13 protein-coding genes are annotated in these 17171 nt (G+C 66.5%); 4 read left to right on the top strand and 9 right to left on the bottom strand.

Features of this window, described 5'->3' with window-relative positions:
• Window positions 1–16: 16 nt before the first annotated feature.
• The gene (gene htpG / locus MFM001_RS23325; RefSeq protein ID WP_116377630.1) at window positions 17–1945 is read right to left on the bottom strand and encodes a molecular chaperone HtpG; all 1929 of its coding nucleotides are present in this window, start codon (window positions 1943–1945) and stop codon (window positions 17–19) included.
• A 173-nt stretch (window positions 1946–2118) separates the two neighbouring features.
• Between htpG and MFM001_RS23330 the strand changes: the two genes are divergently transcribed.
• The gene (locus MFM001_RS23330) at window positions 2119–3855 is read left to right on the top strand and encodes an AMP-binding protein (RefSeq protein WP_116377641.1); all 1737 of its coding nucleotides are present in this window, start codon (window positions 2119–2121) and stop codon (window positions 3853–3855) included.
• A gap of 4 nt (window positions 3856–3859) precedes the next feature.
• Here MFM001_RS23330 and MFM001_RS23335 read toward each other — a convergent pair whose 3' ends face one another.
• The 5 genes from MFM001_RS23335 to MFM001_RS23355 are packed head-to-tail and all read right to left on the bottom strand — an operon-like array spanning window position 3860 to window position 9525.
• On the bottom strand, window positions 3860–5317 hold the full coding sequence (locus tag MFM001_RS23335; RefSeq protein ID WP_116377631.1) for a class I adenylate-forming enzyme family protein: 1458 nt from the start codon (window positions 5315–5317) through the stop codon (window positions 3860–3862).
• Window positions 5314–6243, bottom strand: coding sequence for an acyl-CoA dehydrogenase family protein (locus tag MFM001_RS23340; RefSeq protein ID WP_116377632.1), 930 nt, complete (start codon window positions 6241–6243; stop codon window positions 5314–5316). Before MFM001_RS23340 ends, MFM001_RS23335 begins: the two co-directional genes overlap by 4 nt.
• Complete coding sequence (locus MFM001_RS23345) at window positions 6240–7388, bottom strand: acyl-CoA dehydrogenase family protein (protein WP_116377633.1); 1149 nt, start codon at window positions 7386–7388, stop codon at window positions 6240–6242. The genes MFM001_RS23340 and MFM001_RS23345 overlap by 4 nt, the downstream gene beginning before the upstream one ends.
• 2 nt (window positions 7389–7390) lie before the next feature.
• Window positions 7391–8488, bottom strand: a complete 1098-nt coding sequence (locus tag MFM001_RS23350) for an acyl-CoA dehydrogenase family protein (protein WP_116377634.1) — start codon at window positions 8486–8488, stop codon at window positions 7391–7393.
• On the bottom strand, window positions 8485–9525 hold the full coding sequence (locus MFM001_RS23355; RefSeq protein ID WP_116377635.1) for an acyl-CoA dehydrogenase family protein: 1041 nt from the start codon (window positions 9523–9525) through the stop codon (window positions 8485–8487). Before MFM001_RS23355 ends, MFM001_RS23350 begins: the two co-directional genes overlap by 4 nt.
• A 70-nt stretch (window positions 9526–9595) precedes the next feature.
• Here MFM001_RS23355 and MFM001_RS23360 point away from each other — a divergent pair, with 70 nt between their 5' ends.
• On the top strand, window positions 9596–10417 hold the full coding sequence (locus MFM001_RS23360; RefSeq protein ID WP_116377636.1) for an LLM class flavin-dependent oxidoreductase: 822 nt from the start codon (window positions 9596–9598) through the stop codon (window positions 10415–10417).
• A 3-nt stretch (window positions 10418–10420) separates the two neighbouring features.
• Here MFM001_RS23360 and MFM001_RS23365 read toward each other — a convergent pair whose 3' ends face one another.
• Entirely contained in the window at window positions 10421–11131 is a 711-nt protein-coding gene (locus MFM001_RS23365; RefSeq protein WP_116377637.1) for an SDR family oxidoreductase, read from the bottom strand.
• Window positions 11128–11943 (bottom strand): FadR/GntR family transcriptional regulator, encoded by an 816-nt coding sequence (locus tag MFM001_RS23370; RefSeq protein ID WP_116377638.1) that lies wholly within the window; start codon window positions 11941–11943, stop codon window positions 11128–11130. The genes MFM001_RS23365 and MFM001_RS23370 overlap by 4 nt, the downstream gene beginning before the upstream one ends.
• Window positions 11944–12007: 64 nt before the next feature.
• On the opposite strand from MFM001_RS23370, the gene MFM001_RS23375 reads away from it, so the two are divergent.
• Entirely contained in the window at window positions 12008–14386 is a 2379-nt protein-coding gene (locus tag MFM001_RS23375) for a CoA transferase (RefSeq protein ID WP_116377639.1), read from the top strand.
• Between the two features lie 6 nt (window positions 14387–14392).
• On the opposite strand, the gene MFM001_RS23380 is transcribed toward MFM001_RS23375, so the two are convergent.
• Window positions 14393–15127, bottom strand: a complete 735-nt coding sequence (locus MFM001_RS23380) for a GAP family protein (protein ID WP_116377640.1) — start codon at window positions 15125–15127, stop codon at window positions 14393–14395.
• A gap of 757 nt (window positions 15128–15884) precedes the next feature.
• On the opposite strand from MFM001_RS23380, the gene MFM001_RS23385 reads away from it, so the two are divergent.
• A partial coding sequence (locus MFM001_RS23385; protein WP_238159367.1) for a condensation domain-containing protein occupies window positions 15885–17171 on the top strand: 1287 nt, incomplete at its 3' end.

The following is a 17171-nucleotide window of genomic DNA, read 5'->3' on the forward strand; positions in this document are numbered from 1 at the left end:
AATTTGCGGGCATGCGCTATACGGTTCGAGCCAGCCGGTCCGCGAGCAGCCCGGCGAACTTTGCCGGGTCTTCCGGTATGTCGCCTTCGGCGAGAAGGGCGGCGCCATAGAGCAATTCGGCTGTTTGGGCCAGTGAGGGATCCTCCCCGCCGCGCTCCTTGTGGGCCTGCTGCAGACCGGTGACGAGCGGATGGTGGGGATTGAGCTCCAGAATGCGTTTGCTGACGGGCACCACCTGCCCGGACGCCCGGTAGAGCCGCGCCAGCGCCGGGGTCATGCCGAAGGCGTCGGTGATCAGGCAGGCCGGCGATTCGGTCAGCCGGGTGGACAGCCGCACCTGCTTGACGTGGTCGCTGAGCGTCTCGGTCAGCCAGGTCAGCAGGCCGGCGAACTCTTTCTCCTGCTCCTCGCGCTCGGCCTCGCTCTTTTCATCCTCGGAGTCGAGGTCCACCTCGCCCTTGGCCACCGACTGCAGGGGTTTGCCGTCGAACTCGGTCACCGACCCGACCCACAGCTCGTCGACCGGGTCGGTGAGCAGCAGCACCTCGTAGCCCTTGGCCTTGAACGCCTCGAGGTGCGGCGACTTCAGCAGCTGGTCGCGCGACGTGCCGGTGGCGTAGAAGATCTGCTCCTGACCGTCCTTCATGCGCTCGACGTACTCGGCCAGGGTGGTGGGCTGCTCGTCGCTGTGGGTGGAGGCGAACGACGAGATGCGCAGCAGCGTGTCCTGGTTGTCGAAGTCCGACATCAGGCCTTCTTTGAGCACCCGGCCGAACTGGGTCCACAGCGTGCGGTAGTCGTCGGGCCGCTCGGACTGGATGTCCTTGACCGCCGAGAGGACCTTCTTGGTGAGCCGGCGGCGGATCGCGGCGATCTGCCGGTCCTGCTGCAGAATTTCGCGGGAAACGTTGAGCGACAAGTCTTGTGCGTCGACGACGCCCTTGACGAAGCGCAGGTAGTGCGGTAGCAGCTGGTCGCAGTCGCCCATCACGAAGACCCGCTTGACGTACAGCTGCACCCCGACCTTGGCGTCGCGGTTGAACAGGTCGAAGGGCGCGTGCGTGGGGATGAACAGCAGGGCCTGGTATTCGAAGGTGCCCTCGGCCTTCATCGCGATGACCTCAAGCGGGTCATCCCAGGCGTGCGCGATGTGCTTGTAGAACTCCTTGTACTCCTCGTCGGAGACCTCGTCCTTGGACTTGGCCCACAGCGCCTTGCGCGAGTTGAGGGTCTGCGTTTCGACGCTGACCTGCTCTTCGCCGCCCTCCTCGGTGGCCGGGGTGCGTTTTTCGACCTCCATCCGGATGGGCCAGGCGATGAAGTCGGAGTATTTCTTGACCAGCTCCCTGATCTTCCATTCCGAGGTGTAGTCGTGCAGGCCGTCCTCGGCGTCCTCGGGCTTGAGGTGCAGCGTCACCGACGTGCCCTGCGGGGCGTCCTCGACGGATTCGATGCTGTAGGTGCCGTCGCCGCTGGACACCCATCGGGTGGCCGCGCTCTCGCCTGCCTTGCGGGTGAGCAGCTCGACCTTGTCGGCCACCATGAACGTCGAATAGAAACCGATGCCGAACTGACCGATCAGCTCCTCGGAAGCGGCGGCGTTCTTGGCCTCGCGCAGCTTCTGGCGCATCTCGGCGGTGCCCGATTTGGCCAATGTGCCGATCAGGTCCACCACCTCGTCGCGGGTCATCCCGATGCCGTTGTCGCGCACGGTCAGGGTGCGCGCTTGTTTGTCGGTCTCGATTTCGATGTGCAGATCGGAGGTGTCGACGTCGAGGTCCTTGTTGCGCAGCGCTTCTAGCCGCAGCTTGTCCAGTGCGTCCGACGCGTTCGAGATCAGCTCCCGCAGAAACGAGTCCTTGTTGGAGTAGACCGAATGGACCAGCAGATCCAGCAGTTGGCGTGCCTCGGCCTGAAACTCCAACTGCTCCACGTGTGCAGTCATGTGACTTCCGTTCTACAACACAACTTTCCACTACCAGATGCCAGCCAAAATAATACCGAGGACGTCGCGGCATCGGTGCCCTGACCTGGGGAGGCGTGTGGACGGGGCGCCTCTGAGAACTTAGATGAACTTTTCGACCGTATGGCGGCCACGGTCGCGGTAACGTGACGCCCGTGGTGGAGACCGTTTTGGACCTGCTGCGCGAGCGCGCCGGTCTGCAGGCCGATGACACGGCAGTGACGTATATCGACTACGAGCAGGACTGGTCCGGGGTCGCGGAAACCCTGACGTGGGCGCAGCTGTATCGGAGGACGCTCAATGTCGCCCGTGAGCTCGAACCGCTCGGCTCGACGGGTGACCGCGCTCTCGTCATCGCGCCGCAGGGCCTGGAATACATCGTCGCGTTTCTCGGCGCATTGCAGGCGGGACAGATCGCGGTCCCCCTTTCGGTTCCGCTCGGCGGCGTCAGCGACGAGCGGGTGAGTTCGGTGCTGCGCGACGCGTCGCCGTCGGTCATTCTCACGACATCCGCGATCGCAGGCACCGTCGCCCAGTACGTCAAGTCAGAGGGCGGCGGATCCGCTCCGTCGATCGTGGAAGTCGACTCGCTGGATCTGGATGCGCGAGGCTCGTCGGGCCAGGGCCTCGAAAACCACCCGAGCACAGCGTATTTGCAATACACGTCGGGGTCGACACGCGTGCCGGCGGGCGTCGTGATGTCGCATCGCAATATCCTGGCCAACTTCGAACAGCTGATGGCCGACTACTTTCCGCAGTACGGAGGGTTCCCGCCGTCGGAAACCACGATTGTGTCGTGGCTGCCCTTCTATCACGACATGGGTTTGTATCTGGGAATTTGCGCGCCGATCATGACCGGCAAGCCTGCTGTGCTGATGAGCCCGGTGGCCTTCCTGCAGCGGCCGGCCCGCTGGATGCAGTTGATAGCAAGCAACTCCCGCGCCTATTCGGCCGCGCCGAACTTCGCGTTCGAGCTGGCGGCGCGCAAGACGTCGGACGAGGACATGGCCGGGTTCGATCTGTCCGACGTCCTTGTGATCGCCACCGGCAGTGAACGGGTACACCCGGCCACGCTGCGGCGCTTCACTCAACGGTTTGCCAAGTTCAACCTGCGCGAGGAAGTGATCCGTCCGTCGTACGGACTCGCGGAAGCAACGGTGTACGTGGCCACGCCGACGGCTACCGAGCCGGCGACCATCGTGCGTTTCGAATCGGAAAAGCTGACCGCCGGCAAGGCCGAGCGCTGCGAAAGCGGCAGCGGGACACCGCTTTTCAGCTACGGGGTGCCGCGGTCGCCGATGGTCCGCATCGTGGACCCCGACACGCGTGTCGAGTGCCCGGCGGGAACGGTCGGTGAGGTCTGGGTGCACGGCGACAACGTCGCGATGGGTTATTGGCAAAAGCCGCAGGAGACCGAAAGCACTTTCGGCGCAACGCTTGTCGCTCCCTCGGAGGGCACGCCCGAGGGGCCCTGGCTGCGGACCGGCGACTCGGGCTTCCTCTTCGACGACGAGCTGTTCATCATCGGCCGCATCAAGGACCTTCTGATCGTCTACGGGCGCAACCACTCTCCCGACGACATCGAGGCCACCGTCCAGGAGATCAGCGGGGGACGCTGCGCGGCGATCGCTGTTCCCGACGAGCACACCGAGAAGCTGGTCGTGATCATCGAAGCCAAGAAGCGGGGAGACTCCGAGGAGGAAGCGGCAGCCAAGCTGGCGGCCGTCAAAGGCGAAGTCACTTCGGCGATCTCCAACGTGCACGGCCTGGCCGTCGCGGATCTGGTTCTGGTGCCGCCCGGTTCGATACCGATCACAACGAGCGGCAAGGTTCGGCGGGCATCCTGTGTCGAGCAGTATCGGCAGGGTCAGTTCGCCCGCGTGGACGCTTGAGTGGTTAGCCGCCGCGGGCTTCGATCATTGCCGAGCGGTTGATTTTGGTGGCGGCGGTGCGGGGGATCTCGTCGACGAACTCGACCGTCTTGGGCACTTTGTAGGCGGCGAGGCGGGTCTTCGCGAAGTCGATCACCTGCTGCTCGGTCAGCGGCGGCCTGGCTTGCACGACGGCGTGCACCCGTCGGCCCCACTGCGAATCGGAGAGCCCGATCACGACGACGTCTTCGATCTGGTTGTGTTCGGCGAGCGCGCATTCCACTTCTGCCGGAAAGACATTGGCGCCGCCGGTGATGATCATGTCGGCGCGGCGGTCGGCGACGTAAAGGTAGCCGTCGGCGTCGAGGTGGCCGAGGTCGCCGGCGGACCGGAACCCGTCGGGTGTCGACGGCAGCGCCGGCGCCCCGCCCAGGTAGCGGTAGCCGGCGCTCATCGGGGCCCGCAGGTAGATTTCGCCGAGTTCGCCGGGCGGCAGCGGGTTGCCCTGCGGGTCGAGGATCCGGATTTCGGTGTCGCGGAAGCCGCGTCCGACACTGCCGGGGTGGGTCAGCCACTCGTCGCCGCGTAACGCGGTGAGCCCGAGGTTCTCGGTCATCCCGTAGGCCATCACGATCTGTTCGGGGGACAGCAGATTGAACCAGGTGTGCATCAGCGCGTGCGGCATCACCGCGGCGCCCGCCAAAATCCATACCACGCTGGACAGGTCGCGGCTTTCTATGCCGGGCAGCGCGGCGATGCGGCTCAGCATCGTCGGCGTGGCGGTGAAGTTGGTGATCCGATAGCGCTCGACCGCATTGACAACCATTGCGGCGTCGAACTTTTCGAGTACCAGCAGCCGGTCGCCGCCCAGCAGGTTGTTCAGCGGGGCGAAGCCGTTGGTGTGATACATCGGTCCGGGCACCAGGATGGTCTGCGGCTGCGTTACTTGTGTCCAGGCCGCCAGAAACGGCATGGACAGCAGCGGCGTCCACAGCGCCGGCGTCAGGTTGAGGATCACCTTGGGCAGGCCGGTCGATCCGCTGCTGCAGATGCCGTTGACGGTGGGGGAGACGACGGTGGGCAGCGGCTCGGCCGACTGGCCGTGGGCTTTGTCCGCCAGAGCTGCCTTGCCCTGTTCGTCGACGACGACGGCTGGGTCGATCACGCCGAGCACCCGGGAGCGCTCCCAGTCGGGCAGATCCCAGCGCATCGGCACCGGGACCGCGCCGATCTTCCAGCAGCCCAGCGCCGCCAGAATGAGCTCCTGGGAATTGGGAATCGCCAGCGCGACAAGCGAACCGGCATCGGCACCGGCGGCTGCCAGCGCCCGGCCCCACTGGTTGGCCCGCGCGTCGAGTTCGGTGAAGGTGAGTGTGCGCGCTGTGCCGTCGGGCGCCAGCGTCGTCACGGCAGACTGGTCGCCGAGCTCCTCCGCGAGCTGCTGTAGCCGCAGCCCAAACGGGACTCCTTCGTCCTGGCTCATGCCGGCACAGTGAACAGCGTTTCCAGGTCACCGCTGCGCACGTCGGGCATCAACCGCAGCGCAAGCACTTCGGTGCTCACCGGCAACCGGATGAGTGGCTGGGTGTGGCGGTCGAGCACGCTGACGTCGGACTCGTCGCAGAAACCCAGCGCGCCGAGCAACTGGTGCGAGGTGCGCAGCACGTGGCGCGCGGTGTCGGCGGCCTTGAGCCGTAGCATCGTTGCATCCGCCGAGCGTACCTGTGCCGGTACCGAATTCATCCGCCAGATGGTGTATTTGGCGAGTTCGTCGAGCCCGCGGGCGGCGACCGAGGCGTCGGCGATCGTGAAGCGGACGGCCTGGAAGTCGGCCAGCGGCTTGCCGAACTGGATCCGGCTGCGGACATGCTCGCAGGTGATGTCCAGTAGCTGCTGGACGGCGCCGAGGATCCGCCACGACCCGAGCACCAGGTGTAAGTCGACGTCGGCGGCCGGCACGGTGCCGTCGGGTTCGCTGAGCGTGGCCGGCACCAGAAACGGCCCGAGCTTGGCATTGGTGCGCGACGACGGTTGCGGTCGGTAGCGGGTGCCGTCCAGGTCGGCGGCGATCCACTCACCCGGCAGGTCACCGTGGTCGATCCGCGGTGCCTGGGGGTTGACCAGGGCCAGCCGTGCGCCGTCGACGGCCAGCAGTTCCTCGACCAGCGGGTAGGGCAGCGCGGCGGCGCCGGCGGCGCGGCAGAGCACGGCGGCGGCGAGCAGGTCGTCGGGTCCGGAGCGGACGTCGAGGTCGAAGGCGCCGACGTCGACGAGTGCTTTTCGCGCGTTGGTGCGGACGTCGTCGTCGGTCTCGGCGCGCAATGCCGCCTGTGGGCCGCCGAACCGTGTCAGCCGCTTGGCCGCGACAGCGGCAAACTCGTTAATGTCGTCCGGCAGAGCGGTATTCACCGGTGATCTCCTAATACGTTGCGGGCGACCAGCATTCGCTGCACTTCGATGGTGCCCGACGCCACGGTGGCCGCCTGGGCGTAGCGCCAGTGGTCCTCGGCGGCGCCGTGCAGCGGCGCTGTGGTGCCGCTGTCCAACGCCGTGGGACCGAGCACGTCGAACAGCAGCTCGGCGACCTGCTGGTCGCAGGTGGTGGTGGCGATGCGGGCGGCGCTGGCCGCTGCGCCGGCCGCGGGGTCGTCCTGCAACGACACCGCCCGATAGGCCAGCAGCCGGGCAACCCGCAGGTCGATCAGCGCTTTGACCCAGCGCGTGCGGATGGATTCGGGGAGCCGGTCCCAGTCGTCGCCGAGTTCGGTCTGCATCCGGTGGAGCAGCGATTCGCAGCGGGCATAGCGGGCGATGCCTACCCGCTCGAATGCCAGCGCCTCACGCATCACCCGCCAGCCGTCGCCGACCTCACCCAGCACCTCGTGGCGGGATACGTGGACGTCGTCGAGGAACACCTCGTTGAGGTGATGCGGCCCGAGCATCGAGCGGATCGGTCGCACGGTGATGCCCGGCCGGTCCATCGGGACGAGAAACAGGGTGAGCCGCTTGGGTTTCGGGGCGTCCGGGTCTGTGCACGCCGCCAGCACACACCAGGAGGCCATCTGCGCGTACGACGTCCACACCTTCTGTCCGGTGACCCGCCAGCCGTCGCCGTCGGGCACCGCCCGAGTACGCAGCGACGCCAGGTCGGTGCCGGCCTCGGGTTCGGAAAACCCTTGGCACCAGATCACTTCGCCGGCAGCGATGGCCGACAGATGGCGTTGCTTTTGCTCCGGCGTCCCGTAACGCATCAGCGCAGGGCCGACCCAGTTGATGCCCATGTACTGCGCGCCGCGCGGCTCGTGGTGGGCCCACATCTCCTCGCGCAGCACGGTCTGCTGCCAGATCGAGCCGCCACCACCGCCGTGTTCTTTCGGCCAGGCCAGTGCCAGCAGCCCGTCGGAGGCGAGCAGCTTGCAGAACGATTCGGTGGTTGTCAGATCGCGCGGGTCGTCGGTGCAGGCACCCAGAAAACCCTCGGGGATGTGCGTGGAAATCAAGTCTCGCAGTCGCTTTCGCAATGCGGCGGCGTCGGGGCCGAGGTCGTAATCCATCGTCATCCCTTCGGCAGTCCGAGCAGCCGCTCGGCGATGATGTTGCGCTGGATCTCGGAGGTGCCGCCGTAGATCGTCGCCGCCAGCGCGTCCTGACGTTCGAAAAGAAGGTCGGGGTCGGTGCTCGAGGCCGGACCGGCGGCCGCGGCGCTCAGTTCCCAAACCCGTTGCAGGGTGACCGATCCGAGCAGCTTGAGGATGTCGGCTTCCGGGCTCTCGCGGCCTTCGAGCTCGTTGTGCAGGGCACGGTAGCCGGTGGCCCGCAGCGCCTCGGCGTCGGCGAGCAGCGAGCCGAGCTCGGTGTAGACGTCCTCGTCTGGCGCGGCGCCGCGGACCGAGTCCAGGCCGCGCTGGATCTCGACCCAGTTCATGATCCAGATCATCTGACGCTCATGGTGAAGTGACGCCAGTGCGACGTCCCAGCCGCCGTTGAACGGACCCAGCAGGTTGGCGACCGGCACCTCGACGTCGTCGAGGAATACCTCGCAGAACGTCTCGTCGGACACCGAGGCCATCCGGATGGGTTCGATTCGCACGCCGGGGGACTGGAGGTCGAGGATCAAGCAGGAGATCCCGCGATGTTTGGGGGCTTGCGGGTCGGTGCGCGCATACAGGGTGCACCACTGCGAGAGGTGCGCCTGGGTGGTCCAGATCTTGTGCCCGTTGACGCGGAACACGTCACCGTCGCGCTCGGCGCGGGTGCGCAGCCCGGCGAAGTCCGAACCGGCTTCCGGCTCCGACATGCCCAGCGCCCACCACTCGTCGCCGCGCAGCACCGGAACCAGCAGCTGGTCGATCTGCTCGGGCGTGCCGAACTGGCGAATCGCCGGCGCAGCGACGTTGGGCCCGGCGATGTTCGGCAGTTTGGGCGCCGACCGCACGGCCGCCTCGAGCCGTATCTCCATCGCGTCGCGCAGGCCCAGCGACCGCCCGCCGTGCTCCCGCGGCCAGGTCGGCTGCAGCCATCCCGCCTCGAAGCAGGCCCGCTGATAATCGCGCCGAAGCGCGAGATCCCAACGGTATTCGCGGTAACCCGTGTAATAGTCGTCCGGCAGAAAGTCGGTCAACCACGCGCTGAACTCGGTTACGTGGTCGCTCATGCCGCGCCCCCGTTGGCGAAGCGGCGGCCCACCGCGTGGTACAGCGCGCGACTATCACCCAGCGCCGCGGCGCTCTGCCAGGCATGCCGCAGATACAGATGGATGTCGTGCTCCCAGGTCTGCGCGAGGGCGCCGTGCACCTGGACCGCGGTGCGACAGCAGCCGACCGCCGCGTCGCCCGCGGCCGCTTTGGCCAGCGCTGCGGCTGTCCAGGAGTCGGGGCGGGCGGCGGCCGCGTACGTGAGGCTGCGGGCTCGCTCCACGGCGACGTAGTTGTCGGCCAGCGCGTGCTTGACACCCTGGAAGGCGCCGATCGGCTTGCCGAACTGATGCCGTGATTTCGCGTGCTCGACCGAACGGGACAGTGCGGCGCCCGCGACGCCGACCAAGTCGGCGGCGGCAGCGAGAAGCGGTGTGGCTAAAGCGGTTTCGACGTTCATTTTTGCGGCGGCTATCGGGGTGGTGTCGATGTCGACGTCGGCGAGCGGCTGGGCGGGATCGGTGCACTCGCCCGGTTTGATGGTGACGCCATCGCCGGTTCGTGCCACCGCGGCCACCACCCCTTCCGGCGTTTCGGCGAGCGTGACGATCAACTCTGCGTTGGGGGCCCAGGGTACGGCGACCGCACGCCCGCGCAGGCGTCCTTGCTGCAGTGTCATCGGCACACCGGGCAGCCGATGCCCGGGCGCGTGCACGGCCAGGGTGGCGACGACGCCGCCGCTGATGTCGCGCAGGACGTCGTCGAGACGGGCAGCACGCAGCACGCCCCCGGCGAGCCCGACGCCGGACAGCAGCGGGATCGGCGCAATGGCCGCTCCGCACTCTTCCAGCACGACGACCAAGTCGAGGGGGCCGAAGTCGGAGTCGGGGGCCGCGAGTTCGGTCCAGCCGAGGTCAACGACCGTCTTCCATACCGTGCGCCAGCACTCGGGATCGGTCATCGCCTGCCGGGCAACGCCGGGTGGGCACTCGGCGCGCAGCACGTCACGCACGCTGTCGCGCAGCGCCAACTGACCAGAATTCAGCCCCACATCCATAACACGCCTAACATAGCAAAGATAGCAATACTAGGCAGCAGCAGCGCCTCGCTCCGTATGGTGGTCAGCCATGACCGAGTGGTATGTGTTCCTGCCGCAGGTGCGATTACCGATCGCCGACATCGTCGAGCGGACGCGCCACGCCGAAGCCAGCGGGTTCGACGGGATCGCGTTCATCGACCACCTCGAGGCGCCCGGCCTGCCCGACGAAAGTATCTGGGAGGCAATGGGTATCGCCGCCTGGGTGGCGGCCAAGACAGAGCGGCTGCGGATCGGGCACCTAGTACTCTGCGACGCATTCCGTCATCCCGCGGTGCTGGCCAAGCAGGCGGTCACGTTGTCGGCGGCATCCGGCGGGCGATTCGAGCTCGGCCTCGGCTCCGGCTCCTGGCCCGACGAATTCGCCAAATTCGATGTCGGCCAGCAGGACCCGGTGGCGCGGGTCGAGCAGCTGGGGCGTCATCTCGATCTGCTCACGCAGTATTGGGAAAGTCAGCACCCCCGGCCGCCGCACCCGATACCGCTGATCCTCGGCGGAACCGGACGCCGGACGATGGAACTCGTTCGCCGACACGCCGATTGGTGGAACGTGCCCGCCAATCACCTCGATCGGCTGCCGCGGTTGATCCCGTCCGCCGGCTCGGCGCGGGTGTCGGTGCAACAGATGGTGGGCTTCGTCCGGCAAGGCGCCGACCCGAAGACGGTGCGCGAGGTCAGCACCCGGCGATTCGGATACCTGGGCAACGGTCTGGTCTGCGGCGACGCCGGTCAGCTGGTCGAACACTTCGCGGGTCTGGCCGCCCAGGGCGTCGAGCGGTTCTACGTGTGGTTCGCCGACTTCGCCGCCCCGGAATCGCTGCACGAATTCGGCGAAACGGTTATCAAGGCCTAGCGCTCACCGTTGGCGGCGGCGGGCCTCGGTAGGCACCACGGGTTCGCGGGCGAACGGGCCGCGGCGCACGGCGTTCAGCCGGATCTCCGGCAGGTCCACCGACGGGTCCACGGTGTCCAGCCACGCGACCGCCTCGGCGACGTCGGCGACCTGGATCGCATACATTTCAAACGGAACATCTTGCAGCATCTCGGTTTCCACCGGCCCCGGCGTCACGATGTGCACGGCGATGCCGTCCCGGTCGACCTCCAGAGCCAGCGCGCGGGCGAACGCGTTCATCCCGGCTTTGGACGCCGAATAGGCGGTGCGGGCCATCATCGGCTCGTGCGCCGCCGACGACGAGATGAACACCAGCCTCGAGCCGGCACGCATCCGCGGCAACACCGCCGCGGTCACCACGAAGCACGAATCCAGGTTGGCCGAAATGATCGCCTGCCACTGCTCGAAGGTCTGCTTGCGCGCGTAGGTGCCGCCGAGTGTGCCAGCCGCGTGCACGACGAGATCGATGGTCTCCAGCGCGCTTATCGCCTGCTCGAACCCGACCGGATCCGACGCGTCGGCCACCAGGTAGCGCGCGCCGATCTCCTCGGCCGCCGTGCGCAACGGGCCTTCGCGTCGCGCCGAGAGCACCACGTCGTAGCCGCGTTCGCGCAGCTTTGCGGCGCAGGCCTTTCCGATACCGCCGCTGCCGCCGGTGACGAGGGCGGTTCTCACGGCCCGGGCCGCGGGCGCGACAACGCCTGCGGTGACAGCGCATAGATGCGTTGGTCGCTTCGGCCGGCCAGCACGTGGCTTTGGGTGTCGGTGAGATGCCGCGCGGAGATGCGCCGCGCCCGCTCGACGTCGCCGGCCTCGATCATCTCGGTGAGTTTGACATGCGTGTTGAGCGCGGCGCGACGCTGACTCAGCGACGGATACGTGCCGCGCGCCGCGCTCTCGTCTGCCCATTGCTGTTCGTGGCTGCTCCACAGCGTCTCGAGGGTGCCGACGACGGCGATGATGGTGCGGTTTCCGCAGCCGCGCACGACGAGATCGTGGAAGCGGCGGCCGATTTCGGTGAATTCTGGCCCGTCGTCCAGATGTTCGGCCATCGCGTCGTTGACCTGCTTGAGCTCAGGCACCAACGTATCGGCGCGATCGGGCCGTTGGGCGGCCAGTGCAGCGCATGCGGGTTCGAGTTCGAGCAATGCCGCGCCCAGATCGGCGACGCCGACTGACTCGCTTTGCAGCAGTAGGCCCAGCATGTAGGCGGCGCTGGTCTTGGCCGGCGCGTGGACGACGGCGCCGCCACGGTTGCCGCGCCGCACCGACACCAGGCCTTCGGTCTCCAGGATTCGCAGCGCTTCCCGCAGCGAGACGAGGCTGACATTGAACTGCTCGACGAGCACTTCCTGGCGCGGCAGCAGGTCGCCATCGGCCAATTCGCCATCGATGATCTGACGGCGCAACTCGTCGGCGACGATTTCGGCAATCCGCGGCGCCGACAGCCGGCGTCGTGCCTCGGGTCCAATTCCCAGTGCAGTCATCCCATCTCGGCAGCGGCGCAGGACAGAGCGGCAACCATTCGGCTATCTTAGCAGTAATGGCACAATAGCCAGGGTGAACGGCGGACCGACACCGTTGCGCGACCTGCGCGTCGTCGAGATCAGCGACCGCATTGCCGGCAGCTACTGCGGCAAGCTGCTGGTCGACGTCGGCGCGGAAGTGCGGAAAATCGAGCCGCCGCAAGGAGATCCGTTGCGACGGTTTACGGCAAGCTGCTCGCCGGCCTCCACGGATTCACCGCTGTTCTGCTATCTCAACGCCGGCAAGCGCAGTCTGACGTGCGCGCCCGATTCCGAGCGGTACCGCGCCGAGCTGGCCGGCGCCGACGTCGTGGTGGTCACCGCCAGCCGCTCGCGGGCCGCCGAACTCGCCGTCGACCCACAGGCGTTGCTGGCCGAGTGTCCCCAGGCGATCGTCGTGACGATCTCCGACTTCGGCTGGGCGGGGCCCTATAACGACCGCGCCGCAAGCGAATTCACCTTGCAGGCCTGGGCCGGGTCGACCGGCTTCCGCGGCGACCCGGCCGGTCCGCCGATCGCGATCGGCGGCGACCTGGGGGAGTACATGGGCGGCGCGTTCGCGGCGTTCGGCGCGCTGGCGATACGCCGCCGCGTCGAGGGCGGCGGCCCCGGCGAACACCTCGACCTGTCGATGCTCGAGGCGATCACGCTGATGCAGAGCAGCGAATGGCTGCACTCGCAGCTGTTGCGGGTTCCGCCGGTTACCCGCACCGTCGAGGTGCCGTCGATCGAGCCGGCCAAGGACGGCTACGTCGGGATCACGATGGTCACCGGCCAGCAGTGGCTGGACTTCGCCGCGATGGTCGAATGCCCCGAGCTGACCGAGATCCCCCAGTTGCGATTCCAGATCGGCCGTTGGGAATACCGCGATTTCATCCGCGAGCGGATCGGCCCGTGGCTGTCCGAACGTACCGTCGACGAGATCGTCGAACTCGGTCAGTTGTTCCGGCTGCCGATCGCGGCGCTGGGCAACGGCTCGACGATCCGCGACATGGCCTACATGAGGCAGCGCGGCGTGTTCGTCCGCAACCCGGCCGGCTTTCATCAGCCCCGCACCCCGTGGCTGATGTCGCGGTGCCGTCCCGCGCCGCTGCGCAGTGCCCCGACCCTCGGTGAAGCTGACATCGAAACCCCTTGGGGCCAGCGCGAATCCGCGGTCACTAAGCCGCAGCGCCGACTGCCCCTCGACGGCGTGCGCATTGTCGACCTGACCGCGTTCTGGGCCGGCCCGGCCGCCACGCATCTGCTTGCCGCGTTCGGCGCCGACGTCGTCAAGGTCGAGTCCATCCAGCGCCCCGACGGCATCCGCTACTCGGGCGGAATGCGCACCGATGTCGACGACTGGTGGGAGTACGGCTGGGTCTTCCACGCCATGAACACCAACAAGCGGTCGGTGACATTGGATCTGGGATCCGACGACGGCCGTCGTCTCTTCATGTCGCTGGTGGCTGACGCGGATGTGGTAATCGAAAATTTCTCGCCGCGGGTGATGGACCACTTCGGGCTTACCGCCGATGCGCTGCTGGCGGTGAATCCCCGGCTGGTCGTGGCACGGATGCCGGCGTTCGGACTGGACGGCCCGTGGCGCGACCGGGTCGGTTTCGCGCCGACGATGGAGCAGATCGCCGGCCTGGCCTGGGTGACCGGGCTGCCGGACGGTCCGCCGGTTGCGCCGCGGGGTGCCTGCGACCCACTGGCCGGGGTCCACGCCGCGTTCGCCGTGCTGGCGGCGCTGGATCACGCCGCGCGGACTGGCGAAGGGCAACTCATCGAGCTTCCGATGATCGAAACGGTGTTGCAGGCCACCGCGATTCAGCCGATGGAAGCAGAGGTCTTCGGTGTCACGCTGAGCCGGCGGGGCAACCGGGGACACGGCTCTGCCATCCAGAATCTGTACCGCTGCGCCGGTGACGACGATTGGGTCGCCGTGACCGTGGGCACCGACGAACAGTGGCGTGCGCTGGTCGTGCTGATGGGCCGGCCGTCCTGGTGCGACGAAGCGCGCCTTGACACCGTGGCCGGCCGATGTGACTGCGCCGACGACATCGATCGTCGGCTGGTGGCCTGGTTCGTCGGCCAAGAGCTGGCCACTGTGGTGGAAAGCCTTGCTGCAGTGGGGATTCCCGCCGCACCGGTGGTGTCGCCGTCGCTGGTGACGGACAACCCGCAACTGAATGACCGCGGGTTCTTCGAGACGCTGGAACATTCCCGGATCGGCACGGCACGGTATCCGCGCCCGCCGTTCGCGCCGCTTGCCGGGCACTCGCGGTGGCTGCTGCGTCCACCGCCCACCCTTGGCGAGCACAATGCCGAGATACTGCGCGGCGTGTGCGGGCTGGACGACGCGGCGCTCACCCGGCTGGCATCAGCCGGGGTGATCGGGACCAGGCCCCAGGGGGTATGACGGGCGTCAGACGATGCCGGTGCCCTGGGCCACCTGTGAAAGCCCGACCACGGTGAAGATGGCTATCAGAACCTGCTGACGGTGCGCCTCTGCCCAGTCGTGCAACCGCCGCAGCACCGCTTCGGTTTTCGCCGGCGCGGCCAGATAGGCGACGAGGATGACCTCGACAGCCGCATACATCCCGACGAGGAACACGATCGCGGCGCTGACCTGCGTGCCGATTGCGGCTCCCGACGCCACGATGATTGCGGCCACGAAGAGAACCCCGTCGATCGACACCGATACAAGGCCGATCACCCACGCGACCCACAACGACCCGCTCTCCCACGCATCCTGGGCGCGGTCCAACAGTCGCTGAATTGCGATCGGCGTATTCGAGTCCGACGTGCCAGTGGACGTGTTGCCGTCCGGCGCCGCCTGACGTGCTCGCTGGCGCGCGAAGAAGCGCACCGTCATCAACGCAGCGATCGACAGCGCGACCACACCGATCCCGATCTGAATGTGGCGGCCAGTGGAATTTGTGGCCGGGCCGGCCGGATCTTGCCCGAGCGATCGAGACAGCGTCGCGTGCAGCAACAGCAGCGGAAGCAATAGGAGGGGAACAGTCACCATCAGGCCGCCGGCCCAGTACGCCAGCAGGTTTTGCACAGGCCGTGGCCGGGAGATCATCAGGAGGGTGAGGCCGAGACGGACCGGGTTCAGCGTCGCCAGAAGCGCCAGTCCCAGCACCGAGCCCCACATGGCCGGAACACTACGCTCCCCAAACCTTGTGATGCTCCCGCACATTCGGGCGTGGGCATGTGGTTTAGGACGGCGTCGGCACGGGTACCGCTGCCTTAGTTCCGGTGGGCGCGTTGCACCGAAGTTGTTGCCGGTAGCGGCTCAGGCATCGACATATTTCGCGCGACGACCGATGAGGGCCGCGTAGGGGAGGAGCCGATAGTGGGCGTATGCCGAGTCACGTTGAATTCGTCGAACAGGGCGGACCAGCTTTTTTAGGTGGTTCGCCCTTTTCTTGTCTTACATACGACGAATAACTTCGTTCTTGTGTGACATGCGACGAGTTAGTGACAAAAAAAGAGGTAAGTTAATTGTGATTCTTGGCAGATTAGGATGCGCTGCGCGTAACTTGCGGGTCATGCCGGGCACCAATGGTGTGGTGCGGCCGTAGATGTCCAGAGTGCCACACCGGTGTAGACCGCCCCCTGGTTCGCTGAGCATACATGCCAGCCGGGCGCATTCGTGCTGCCCAGCGGAAGGTCAGTGCCGCAACGACTTTCGGGCCAAGCTTCGGCGCCCGCGAGGGCTCGGCGCGACGATCTTCTTGAGGTCCGCGCAGGATATTGCACCATTTTCTACGGGTAATTCGTCTAGTCGGCAATTGGCTGGCGATGAGGCGGTGTGCCAAATGTTCTGAACGGCGCCGTTACCGATATAGGGCAAAGCTTCAGACATGTGACACAGAAACACTGCTTCAGCTTGGTGGGGGAGAATTTCGATGGGACGAGATGAGCGGCTGTTTCCACTGACGCGCGCCCAACTCGATATTTGGCTGGCCCAGGAATCAGGGGGTTTCGACGCCGAGTGGCACATCACCACCTTCGACGTCATCCGCGGGGTGCTACAACGCGATGTGCTCAGACGGGCGATCGGGTACGTGGTGGCCGAGGCCGAGCCGGTCAGGGCGAGGTTTGTCGAGCTTGACGGTCAGGTTTTCCAACGGGCAGTTGACGATTCGGACGTCGAGCTTCCCTTCTACGATCTCAGGCATCTGCCGGATCCCGTCCGGGAGGCCCACCGGTTAGCCGAGTCGATCCGGCGAACACCGGCGCCACCTGCCGGGCCGCTGTTCAAATTCGCGTTATTCCAGACCCAGACCGACGAATTCTACTGGTTGCTCTGTTTCCACCATCTCGTCACCGACGGATTCGGCACGGTGCTTTTCGCCAACCGGGTTGCTGCGGTCTACTCCGCGCTGGTTTCCGGCCAGCCCCCGCCGTCTTCCTTTTTCAGCTCGCTGCAGGATCTCATTGCCTGGGAGACCGAATACGAGGCATCCGGGCAGTACTCCGAGGATTTGGCGTATTGGAGTGCGAATCTTCCGCCCGACAGCGCTCCCTATTATGGCCTGACCCAATCGTCGCACGAGCGCGATGCGTTCTCTGTTTCGGAAGCTATTCGCCTGGACCCGTCGCTTCTCCAGCGCGTCCACGAGCTGTCTGACGCGCTGGGCATGCGCCGGTCATCGGTGATCACCGCGGCCTGTGCGCTCTTGGTCCGGGGGTGGTGTGCCGAGGGCTCGCAGGTAGTGCTCGACTTCCCGGTCAGCAGGCGCACCAGTGCGGAGTCGATGACCTCTCCGGGGATGGTTTCCGGGGTGGTGCCGTTGGTGTTGACGGCTTCACCGGATTTAACGATCGCCGATTTTTGTCAGCAGGTCGATACACGAATACGGGAAGCGCTGCAGCACCAGCGATTTCCAGTGCATGCCCTCGAGCGCAAACTACGTCCCGGTGGTTCCGGACGGTCGGATAGAGTGCGTGTCAATTTCATCCCCTCGATAACGGCTCTGCCTTTTGCTGATGCGGCTGCGTCGGGGGTGGTTACCGGCTTTGGCCGGGTGGGCCATTTCGGATTGTTTTTCTTGAGTGCCGACGGCCACCTGTCGTTGAGTACAGCCGGCACTGGGCAGCCATTGTCCAACTTTGACGTCCGCGATTTAACCGAGCGCTTGCAGCGGGTGTTGGTGGTGATGGTGGGGGATTCGGGGCGGGTGTTGTCGTCG

This window comes from Mycobacterium sp. MFM001 (assembly GCF_003402475.1).
Classification (GTDB): Bacteria; Actinomycetota; Actinomycetes; order Mycobacteriales; family Mycobacteriaceae; genus Mycobacterium.